Source organism: Bacillaceae bacterium S4-13-56 (genome assembly GCA_040191315.1).
In the GTDB taxonomy this organism is placed as follows: Bacteria; Bacillota; Bacilli; order Bacillales; family JAWJLM01; genus JAWJLM01.
The window spans coordinates 1-9,844 of sequence record JAWJLM010000110.1 but is presented as its reverse complement, the minus strand read 5'-3'; the positions used below and the strand labels follow the sequence as shown (position 1 = coordinate 9,844).

At 39.7% G+C, this 9,844-nt stretch carries 8 protein-coding genes; 2 read left to right on the top strand and 6 right to left on the bottom strand.

What is annotated here, in order from left to right; all coding sequences use genetic code 11:
* Positions 1-88 precede the first annotated feature (88 nt).
* The 3 genes from odhB to RZN25_17305 form a co-directional block, all read right to left on the bottom strand.
* Positions 89-1,447: a 2-oxoglutarate dehydrogenase complex dihydrolipoyllysine-residue succinyltransferase gene (odhB, locus tag RZN25_17315; protein MEQ6378571.1), complete on the bottom strand. Its 1,359-nt coding sequence runs from the start codon at positions 1,445-1,447 to the stop codon at positions 89-91.
* Positions 1,434-4,277: a 2-oxoglutarate dehydrogenase E1 component gene (locus RZN25_17310; GenBank protein MEQ6378570.1), complete on the bottom strand. Its 2,844-nt coding sequence runs from the start codon at positions 4,275-4,277 to the stop codon at positions 1,434-1,436. The genes odhB and RZN25_17310 overlap by 14 nt, the downstream gene beginning before the upstream one ends.
* A 204-nt stretch (positions 4,278-4,481) precedes the next feature.
* On the bottom strand, positions 4,482-4,640 hold the full coding sequence (locus RZN25_17305) for a hypothetical protein (protein MEQ6378569.1): 159 nt from the start codon (positions 4,638-4,640) through the stop codon (positions 4,482-4,484).
* Between the two features lie 93 nt (positions 4,641-4,733).
* Here RZN25_17305 and RZN25_17300 point away from each other — a divergent pair, with 93 nt between their 5' ends.
* Both RZN25_17300 and RZN25_17295 read left to right on the top strand, forming a co-directional pair.
* Positions 4,734-5,465: a DUF421 domain-containing protein gene (locus RZN25_17300; GenBank protein MEQ6378568.1), complete on the top strand. Its 732-nt coding sequence runs from the start codon at positions 4,734-4,736 to the stop codon at positions 5,463-5,465.
* 14 nt (positions 5,466-5,479) lie between these two features.
* On the top strand, positions 5,480-5,845 hold the full coding sequence (locus RZN25_17295; GenBank protein MEQ6378567.1) for a DUF4363 family protein: 366 nt from the start codon (positions 5,480-5,482) through the stop codon (positions 5,843-5,845).
* Positions 5,846-5,898: 53 nt separating this feature from the next.
* Here the strand turns inward: RZN25_17295 and RZN25_17290 are convergent, their stop codons facing one another.
* The 3 genes from RZN25_17290 to RZN25_17280 all read right to left on the bottom strand — a co-directional run bounded on the left by RZN25_17290 (position 5,899) and on the right by RZN25_17280 (position 9,741).
* Positions 5,899-7,794 carry a PrkA family serine protein kinase gene (locus RZN25_17290; GenBank protein ID MEQ6378566.1) on the bottom strand — a complete coding sequence of 632 codons (1,896 nt, stop codon included), beginning with the start codon at positions 7,792-7,794 and terminating at the stop codon, positions 5,899-5,901.
* Positions 7,795-8,165: 371 nt separating this feature from the next.
* Positions 8,166-8,639, bottom strand: a complete 474-nt coding sequence (gene trmL / locus RZN25_17285) for a tRNA (uridine(34)/cytosine(34)/5-carboxymethylaminomethyluridine(34)-2'-O)-methyltransferase TrmL (GenBank protein ID MEQ6378565.1) — start codon at positions 8,637-8,639, stop codon at positions 8,166-8,168.
* A gap of 226 nt (positions 8,640-8,865) precedes the next feature.
* Positions 8,866-9,741: an amidase domain-containing protein gene (locus RZN25_17280; GenBank protein ID MEQ6378564.1), complete on the bottom strand. Its 876-nt coding sequence runs from the start codon at positions 9,739-9,741 to the stop codon at positions 8,866-8,868.
* Positions 9,742-9,844: the final 103 nt, after the last annotated feature.

The window sequence follows — 9,844 nt, the reverse complement described above, 5'->3', positions numbered from 1 at the left end:
GTGGCTCCGCGAAGCGAGCCATAATGATTTCTTATCTCTCATGTAAAAAAGCATGTGACACTTGTAGTATCACATGCTTCCTTTGATTTTATCCTTCTAACAGTAAATCATACGGATCTTCCAAGAGCTCCTTAACTCTTACCAAGAATTGAACCGCTTCTCTCCCATCTACAATCCGGTGATCGTAGGATAAAGCCAAATACATCATGGGACGAACTTCAATCGTATCATCAGGCATAACAACCGCACGCTTCTCAATCTTGTGCATACCAAGAATCCCAACCTGAGGTGTGTTTAAAATAGGTGTTGATAACAAGGAACCAAATACCCCACCATTAGTAATGGTAAAGGAACCCCCTTGTAGATCATCTAAAGAGAGTTTCTTATCACGTGCTTTTTCAGCCAGACGACCAACTTCCTTCTCAATTCCAGCAAAACCTAGTCGGTCCGCATCACGAACAACAGGAACGACTAGACCTCCCTCCGTTGAAACAGCCATTCCAATGTCGTAAAATTTCTTCACAACAATTTCGTCCCCTTGAATTTCCGCATTTAATAATGGGAAATCCTTCAGGGCACCAATTACAGATTTGGTAAAGAAAGACATGAAACCAAGCCGTACTCCGTGCTTTTTCTCAAAATCATCCTTGCGTTCTTTACGAAGCTTCATCACATTGGTCATATCCACTTCATTAAAGGTCGTTAACATAGCTGAACTTTGCTGTGCTTCAACTAAACGCTTCGCTATGGTCATTCGGCGACGAGACATCTTGATGCGTTCCACTGGCTTTTGGAATTCCGTTTTATCCTTGGATTCACTCTTTGAACTAGAAGAGTTGTTTGAGCTTGACTTTGCTTGACCTGATCCACTCTTTTGAGTTGATGATTTTCCTGATTCCTCCACATCCTCTGGACGAATACGCCCTAGCGGATCTTTTGGATACACATCTTTTAAATTAATCCCTAACTCACGAGCCCGTTTTCTTGCAGCAGGCGATGCAATAACACCTTTTTCGGAAGAAACTTCTTTTTGAGATTTCTCATCACCTATTGAAGACTTTTCTTCATCTTTTGATTGCTTCTTAACTGGAGCCTCTTTGGAATCCTCTTTTTCCTCTGACGAATCCTCTTGTTTCGAATCCTGCTTCGACTTAGATTCTTCCTGGTTCGAATCACCTTCAGCCTCATCAGAAGAATCCATAGAAATTTCTCCACTTTCATCTACTTTTGCAACCGTGTCTCCGACTTGAACATCATCACCAGCTTCTACTAGTAATTCAGCAACAACGCCTTCATAGTCAGAGTTCACTTCCACATTCACTTTATCCGTCTCAAGCTCAAGAACAGGATCCCCTTTTTTGATTTGGTCTCCTTTTTTCACAAGCCATTCAGCGACCGTTCCTTCTGTAACCGATTCAGCTAGTTCTGGAATTTTAATCTCTTTCACGTGTTTCTCCTCCTTTTGACGGCTTCAGAGCTTCAGTAATAATTCGTTGCTGCTCCGTTTTATGAATATTTGGTTCTCCAACAGCGGTGGATGACCGGTTTGGTCGGCCTATATACGTTAATTGCTGTTCTTCTGTTAAAAGGTGGTGTAGCGTCCCCTTTACAAAATCCCAGCTACCCATATTCTTCGGTTCTTCTTGTACCCACACAACCTCTTTTACATTTGGATATTTCTTTAACACTTCTGCCACTCGTTTTTCAGGGAATGGATAAATCTCCTCTACTTTTACGATATGATTCTTACTCCAATTCCCTTTATTCTGATCTACATATTCACTAATATCGACCATGACTTTTCCTGATCCTAAAATAAGTCTTTCAACTATTTTAGGATCATCAGATAAGGCTTCCTCTAAAATAGGCATGAAGGATCTCTTTGTAAACTCTACGGGATCATCAGCTATTCGATCATTTCGGATTAAGCTCTTTGGACTCATTACGATTAAAGGGCGTGCTCTTGCTGTCCCAGAGATTGCCGCTTGTCGACGTAAGAGATGAAAATACTGAGCAGCTGAGGTCACATTTACTACGCTCCAGTTATTTTCAGCGGCCAACTGCAAATATCGCTCCAAGCGGGCGCTTGAATGTTCAGGCCCCTGACCCTCATATCCATGTGGAAGCAATAGAACCATATTTGTTGCCTGCCCCCACTTGGCACGGCCAGCCGCTATAAACTGATCAATAATCACCTGCCCAGCATTAGCAAAGTCACCGTACTGGGCCTCCCAAAGAACTAGTGCATCTTTTGCTTGAACACTATATCCATATTCAAAACCAAGGACCCCTATTTCTGAAAGGGGACTGTTTCGAATATCAAAAGAAACCTTTACATCGGGTATCCCGTGCATAGGACTATATGTGTCATTTCCATTCACGTCGTGCAAAACAAGATGTCGATGAGCAAACGTCCCACGTTCGGTATCTTGACCGGTAAGCCTGATAGGTGTTCCATCTTGCAGGATGGCGGCAAAGGCCAATGCCTCTGCAAGCGCCCAATCCACCTTACTCCCTTCATCAAAGGCCTTTTTCCGTTTCTTTAGCATACGGCCTAACTTCTGGTACATTTCAAAATTTTCCGGAAGCTGAAGCAGGGACTCATTAATAGACTTTAAGCGATCTAGATCCACTTCAGTAGAAATATCTTCAAGGTTAGCCTCTACAACATCTGGTATCTTGACATGGTCCTCCTGCTTCTTTTCATCTTCTTTCATGTTTTCAAAAACTTTTCGTAGTTTGCTTTCTATTTCTTCTTTTACTTGATTAAAATATCTAGAATCTACAACACCATCTTTTTCTAAACGGTCCGCATATAGCTTAGCTACTGTATCATGTTCATCAATTTCCTTATAAAGAATAGGTTGAGTCGCTCTCGGTTCATCCATTTCGTTGTGGCCGTAGCGACGATATCCCACAAGATCTATCAGTATATCCTTATGGAATCTTTTACGATATTGATAAGCCAATTTAACAGCACTCAAACATGCAATAGGATCATCGGCATTAACATGAATAATTGGGATCTCATATCCTTTGGCTACATCACTAGAATAACGAGTGGAACGTCCCTGTTCTCTAGGTGTTGTAAAGCCCACCATATTATTTGCAATAATATGAACCGTTCCTCCTGAAGAGTATCCAGGCAAATCACTCATATTTAACGTTTCTGCTACAACTCCTTCACCAGGAAATGCAGCGTCCCCATGAATCAAAATACTAAAGGCCTTATCAACATTTTGCTTTGGATAGCCTTTTTGGTTTCGATCATCTTGAACAGCCCTTGTAAAACCTTCTACCACTGGATTTACGAATTCAAGGTGAGAAGGATTATGTGCCAAGGTAACGCGTGTACACGGTCCTTCTTCTTCCTCTGTATTGACTACACGATGAGCACCAAAATGATACTTCACATCTCCCGTCCATCCATAATTAATCCCCATTGAACCTTCAGAGGGCACTAAATCCTTGTTCGGTGAATGGTGGAACTCTGAAAAAATATGATCATAAGGCTTTCCCAAAATATGAGCGAGAACGTTTAGACGACCCCGATGAGCCATCCCCATCATAATATGTTCTGTCTCATCATCACATGAAGATTCAATAATATGATCTAACATCGGAACCATCATATCGAGACCTTCAATCGAAAACCTTTTTTGTGCAACAAAAGTCTTTCCCAAAAATTGTTCAAAGCCCTCCACTTCAGCCAATCGATTTAAAAGTTGTTTTTTTTGCTGGGAGGAAAGATCCACTCGATAATGCCCACTTTCGACCTGTTTCTGAAGAAAAGCACGTTCCTCTTCGTTATCCACATGGTCAAATTCAAAAGCAATTGTACCAATATAGATATCTTTTAACTCCTGAACAGCTTCAAAACCATTATTTAGATGGTTAGGTGCCTCTGGCCATATCCATTCAGATGGAATATCTTTTAAGTCTTGATCCTCTAACCCATACGTACCCGGATCAAGAACAGCTGAAAACCGATTAGATGGTTTTCCTACTGGATAGATTTCAGCTTCTAAATGGCCGTATCGACGAATGGCATCTACTAGCTTTAATGCAGCTGTTACTTTTTCTATATTTACCTGATTTGTCAGAGCTGGAGTAGCATCTGTAATCCCCTGGTCTAACCAGACGGGTACTCCATATTTTTCAAACATCGACTTGATCGATGGATCAACAGCATCAGGGTCTTTCTCAAATAACTCATATTGTTCTTCTATATACCCACGATTGGGACCATGAAAGTTTTCCCAAAATCCATCTGCCACGACTAAAAACCTCCGTTACCATAGAATTGGTTTTTTTTTCGTTTATCTCCATCCCCATTATAGAAACCTAATGCTTGGCTATTCAATTAATATACCCTATCTATGTGTTGTAAAAGCATATTTATCTAATATGTATTGTTAACCAAAGTTTTACTTTCATAAGTAAAAAACTAAAGGGATGTCCAATTGGGACACCCCACTTCATCATTTGTGCTGTTTGGGATCAGGTTCTTTTCCTTTTTCCTGAATTTCCTCATTTGTCTCTATATGCTCCATGATTTTCCCTAACTCTATAGTTTCCTTCATATTTTTAGCCATGGAGCTATTATTGGGTTTGTCCTTTTCGAATCTTTTATTTGTCATACATATCACCCCACATTTACCCTTTTCCCTCTTCTCTAAATTAAAAACATGAAAATCACTGAATTATCCATACTAAAGTCAGGAGGAGTTTTTATGCTAGATGAAACTATGATAGTTATTGTACGTGTTTTCATCTCTTTTTTTACCCTATTAATTTTCACTAGAATTTTAGGAAAACAAGAGGTTGGACAGCTTTCTTTTTTTGACTATATCAACGGAATTACCATTGGGTCGATTGCAGCCACTCTTGCCACGGATTTATCAACAAAGGCCTGGGTTCATTGGGTAGGCTTAGCGGGGTTTGCCGGTCTAACAGGTTTACTTCAAATTATCACCATAAAACATCGTTATGCAGGGAAAATCATTGATGGAGAGCCTACCATTGTTATACAGGATGGAAAAATCTTAGAAAAGAACTTAAAAAAGATGCGTCTCAAATTTAATGAACTGATGATGCTTCTCCGTCAACATGGAGTGTTTGATATAACAGAGATAGATACAGCTATATTTGAGGTGAATGGAAAACTTTCTATTATTCAACGACCAGAATTTAGACATGTCACCCCAAAAGATTTACAGCTAACCCCATCACCCTTACGGTTGTCAACAGAAGTGATACAAGATGGAATCGTCTTAAAACAAAACTTAAAACAACGAAAAAAAGACGTAGAGTGGTTGGAAAATCAGCTAAAAGTACAGGGAGTCTCCGATATAAAGGAAGTGTCGTATGCTCTCATTCTTCCCAATGAGCAGTTATACGTAGATAAGATTGAGGATAATGTCAGTTCTGAACAAGACATCGGTGATTATAAAGGCCCTTTTTAGTAGGAGAGATTTTCATGAAAAAATTTATGCTATATGCCATACCCTGGAGTTTTATCCTTATATTTATTGCGATTATGCTCTCAGGTTCTTTTCTCAAACAACCTATTAGTGAAGAGGACCGATTGCTTGAAGCAATGAAATCTTTAGAAACATCCATAAACCATCTGGATTGGGAAAAAGCCGAAGAGGAAGTGGACTACATTCAAACAGCATGGGATAAAATCGTTTTTCGAGTTCAATTCAGTGTTGAAAGGGAAAACATGATGCAAGTGGATGAAACCATTTCACGAATTAAGGGAGGTGTGAAAGCCCAAGATAAAAACATTATTATGGAAGAAATATATTATTTTTATACCTTGTGGGACCATTTAGGCAAATGAGAAAGCAGTTTGAATATATGAAGAAGCCGCCCTCATTGGACGGCTTCTATCTTTTATCGATTCAACAAGCTTCCTACATACCTTAACAATTCATTTGCCGATGTCGAATTATAACCGTATTCATCAATGAGTGTTGCCACAACCTCATTAATTTTTTTCAGTTGCTGTTCATCTGGTGTCTTTGTTGAAGTAGTAATTTTCACTATATCCTTCAGATCCGCAAAAAGCTTCTTCTGAATAGCTTCTCGTAAGCGTTCATGAGATCGATAGTCAAATTTCTTCCCTTTTCGTGCATAAGCCGAAATACGAATGAGAATCTCTTCGCGGAAGGCTTTCTTTGCATTTTCAGAAATACCAATCTGTTCTTCAATAGAACGCATAAGCTTTTCGTCTGGATTTAACTCTTCTCCTGTTAACGGATCACGAATCTTAGATTTGTTGCAGTAAGCTTCTACATTATCCAGGTAGTTGTTCATTAAAGTTTTTGCAGACTCTTCGTAAGAATAAACAAAGGCCTTTTGGACCTCTTGTTTGGCAATATCATCATATTCCTTTCGTGCCATCGATATAAAATTGAGATAACGCTCTCGATCATCCTTTGAGATAGAAGCATGGCTTGAGAGCCCATCCTTTAAAGAGCGAAGGACATCTAATGCATTGACGGAAGTAAGCCCTTTTTTAATAATAGTAGATGAAATGCGATTAATGACGTATCGTGGATCAATTCCATACATCCCCTCATCTGGATGCTCCTTCTTCATTTCCTCTACATCCACGTCACTGAATCCTTCAACGTTTTCTCCGTCATACAATCTCATTTTTTTCAAAAGGTCTGCTTGCCCCTGATTTGTTTCTTTTAATCTTGTTAAAATTGTAAACATCGCAGCTACTCTTAGCGTATGTGGAGCAATATGAACGTCTTTAATGTCGCTTTGACCGATCATTTTTTCATAAATTTTTTCTTCCTGACTAATTTTTAAATTGTAGGGAACAGGCATGACAATCATTCGAGAATGAAGAGCTTCATTTTTCTTGTTGGCAATGAAGGATCGGTACTCCGATTCATTCGTGTGAGCTACGATTAACTCGTCGGCACTAATCAACGCAAACCTACCCGCTTTAAAATTCCCCTCTTGAGTGAGTGAAAGTAAATGCCAGAGAAACTTTTCATCACATTTCAACATTTCTTGAAATTCCATCAGGCCTCGGTTAGCCTTATTTAATTCCCCATCAAAGCGATACGCTCTTGGGTCGGATTCTGACCCATATTCCGCAATGGTTGAAAAATCAATCGACCCTGTGAGGTCTGCAATATCCTGTGATTTGGGATCTGATGGACTAAAGGTTCCGATCCCTGTCCTTTTATCCTCTGAGAAAAAGATCCTTTCCACTTTCACATCTTCAATGCGTCCTCCGTACTCTTTTTCTAATCTCATGGAATTAAGTGGAGACAAATTCCCTTCAATCTTAATTCCATACTCATCATAAAATTCATCTCGTAAATGATGAGGGATCAAGTGTAAGGGGTCTTCATGCATAGGACAGCCTTTAATTGCATATACCGCTCCCTCATCCGTATATGAAAATCTCTCCAAACCTCTTTTTAGCAACGTAACAATCGTGGACTTCCCTCCACTAACCGGACCCATTAATAGTAGTATTCTTTTTCTAACATCAAGCCTTTTGGCTGCTGGGTGCAAATATTCTTCCACCAATTTTTCCATGGCATCTTCCAGACCAAAAATTTCTTTATCAAAAAAATGATAAATTTTTCTCCCATCCTTCTCCTCGATTCCAGCCTGTTGAATCATATGATAAACACGAGAATGGGCAGATTGTGCAAGATAAGGTCTTTCTTTTACCATTTCCAAGTATTCCGCAAATGTCCCTTCCCACTTCAATCTTTCTTCTTCTTCACGATAATCTCGAATCCTCTCTAAGATACTCACAAATGCGACCTCCCCTGTTAGTCGTGAACCAAGATTAATAAAGTCTATGCCTAAAAAAGACTGATCATGATTTTTTTCTGAATATTGTGCTATCTGTCCAAACATAGAAAGAAGGGAATGTAACGTATTTGACCCAAAAAAACACATTATTCATTCACACTTGAAGGAGTTTTGGGTATAATAAATAATAGCGAAGTTTTTTTTAGTACATAAAGGGGGGTTATTTATAATGAACCTTGTTCTAATTTTAGGGGTAATGGTGGTATTTTTGTTCGCTATCTTCACTTCAGGCTACGATTCCAAACCCGGAGCGCGTAAATAAGAATAATCAAAAAGCCAACATCCACTAAGGATGCTGGCTTTTATTCATTTTAAGTAAGCTTCGGAAATCCTTGCTGACGTAAAGCTTCATAAATCATAATGGCGGCTGTATTGGAAAGATTAAGAGATCTGACCTTATCCGTCATATGAATTCGAAGGCAACGATCTTCTTTGCCAATAAGCAACTCTCTCGGTATACCGTTCGTTTCTCGACCAAATACAAAGAAAATGTCCTCTTCTGTATTGGAAAAATCAAAGTCAGTATAGTACCCCGTACCGAAATTTTCTATATAATAAAACTTCCCCTCCGGATAAGCTCTATAAAGTTCATCCAAAGAATCATAGTATTTGATATCCACATCATGCCAATAATCTAGTCCTGCACGACGAAGCATCTTATCATCCGTAGAAAACCCTAATGGCCGAATCAAATGTAAACTCGTATTTGTTGCTAAACATGTTCTTGCGATATTACCAGTATTTGCTGGGATTTCGGGTTGGTATAATACGATGTGTAGTCCCATTCTTTTCACCTCTATACTTCGATCATATTCAATTTGGTTATTATATCATAAAGTGAAACTTCAATCAGTGGGAGGTTTCTTTATCCCCACTGATTGTTAACAAGGGTATGACCTAAAGGCCCTTGAACCAATCGGGATTTTACGAGCAGTCTATCCCACCTACTCTTCTTGTTTTACATAAGAGTAGAGGTGGGAGTATTACTCGTTAAAGTGGGGAAAGCCTAGTCTATCCTTTAATATGAAAAAATTTATATTGAATATTTAGGGTGTAAGCCGTTGAATCCTCATAGGACCAGTATCGGTGGCGGCTATTTTGTGTATGGGCATTCACTAACGGTTCACCATTGGCATCTTTTTCTACCACAATTGTATTATGGTTCCATTTTCCATCCCCTTCAAAGTCGTAGCAAATGATGTCCCCTGGTCTTAACTCTTCTGCACTGGAAACTTCCTCAGCCTGGAACCCTTTTGTTGATCCGCTTAAATACCATCTAAGTGCATTGGCAACTGACCAACTGTAACTCCACGAATTATCTGACATCCACCAGCCCTTGGTCCGATCCGGTTGACCCCACATAGGAGCACCGCCCTCATGGAGACACTGCGAAACAAAGTTAGTACAATCCACATCAAATTTTTTATATTTTGGATTATAATCATTCCACCAGCGTTCTGCATACTGAACTGCCTTCCGGCGATCATAGGTATAGGATAGCTCTGGATTTCTTACCTCCATGACATCAGAAGGTTGCCAATTCGTGTTGCCCTCTTCATCCCTATTCAGAGGGTTCGACAATTCCCTATCTTCTGTCCATTGATCCCCTTTGTATACAGCAGTCCTTAACATTTTTTTCTCTTCCATATACCAATGATCTTTTTTTCGAACAAGCCACGATAAATGAAGATCATAGGTAATCTTCTGATTGTCTGATTCATCACGATAACGTCCCACAGGCTTTCCGTATGCCTGCATCCGAACCATCTGGTAGCCCCTATTCTCAAAAACCCTTCGCTTTCTCTCTAGAAAATCAAGTAGTTCCCCATCCCTACTCTTCTTTAAAAAGAGCTGACACTGCCGCTCCCAAAAGGTTTGCAAATTCATCCGGTCCACCTCCCAAGTACAATGTATGATAGAGGTGGAGGAATCATGCTTCCTATTTTGAGGATCTTTTTTCACTTTTGCCCCTTGCTCCTGCCCTAAACTC